The sequence below is a fragment of the Candidatus Nitrotoga sp. 1052 genome (assembly GCF_927312905.1).
Taxonomy (GTDB): Bacteria; Pseudomonadota; Gammaproteobacteria; order Burkholderiales; family Gallionellaceae; genus Nitrotoga.
In genome coordinates, this window is sequence record NZ_CAKMHQ010000043.1 from 1 (window position 1) to 1,161 (window position 1,161).

General features: G+C 53.3%; 1 protein-coding gene. It reads left to right on the forward strand.

Annotated elements, in window-relative coordinates; translation table 11 throughout:
• Positions 1 to 139: 139 nt before the first annotated feature.
• Positions 140 to 1,161: IS4 family transposase (locus MJ768_RS09155; RefSeq protein ID WP_239290764.1), on the forward strand; the 1,022-nt coding region annotated here is incomplete at its 3' end.

Genomic DNA, 1,161 nt, shown 5'->3' on the forward strand with positions numbered 1-1,161 from the left:
CAGTAGCAACCCAACGTTGACCGCCGAGTCGATTGTAATTGATTGAAGGAAAGAAGATATTTCATGGTTAAGTCTGGTCTCGATTTGAATTTGGCAAGTAGTATTCGGGGTATTTCCAACCCGATTGCGAGGACTGCCAATGAACACGGGCAAACTTGTTTTTGCACAGGTGATGTCGCACCTGCCGCTGACCACTTTCCGCAGATGTGTCGCTCGCTACAACGGAGAGCACAAGGTCAAACACTTCACTTGTCTCGACCAGTTTCTGTGTATGGCGTTCGCGCAACTGACTTATCGCGAGAGTCTGCGCGACATCGAAGCCTGTCTGCGCAGCCAGTCCGCCAAGCTCTATCACATGGGATTTCGCAGTACGGTGTCGCGCAACACGCTGGCCAATGCGAATGCGGTTCGAGACTGGCGTATCTATGCCGACTTCGCGCAGAGCCTGATCGGCATTGCCCGCCCGCTTTACGTGGACGAACCGTTTGGCGCCGATCTCTCCGAGACGGTCTACGCGTTGGATGCGACCACTATCGATCTGTGCCTGTCGGTATTTCCGTGGGCTCCGTTTCGGTCGGCCAAGGCAGCGATTAAGTTGCATACCTTGCTCGACCTGCGCGGCAACATCCCCAGCTTCATTCATATCAGCGATGGCAAGTTGCACGACGTGAACATTCTCGACCAGATCATTCCCGAAGCTGGGGCGTTCTACATCATGGATCGCGGCTATCTCGACTTCACCCGACTGCATCGCTTGCACCAAGCAGGCAGTTTCTTCGTAACACGAGCCAAGGCGAATTTGCGCTTCACTCGACGATACTCTCTGCCGACAGACCGCACGTCCGGCATCATCTGCGACCAACTGGGTACGCTGACAGGCTTTTATTCTCAGCAACATTTCCCAACGACGATCAGACGCATCAAGATCAAAGATGCCGAGGGCAAGACGCTGGTCTTTTTGACCAACCACCTCGACCTGTCGGCGCAGAGCATTGCCGACCTTTATCGCTGTCGCTGGCAAATCGAATTGTTCTTCAAATGGATCAAACAACATCTGCGTATCAAGTCCTTTTTCGGTACATCAGAGAACGCGGTCAAGTCTCAAATCTGGATCGCCGTCTCGGTTTACGTGCTGGTCGCCATCTTGAGAAAGCGACTGAA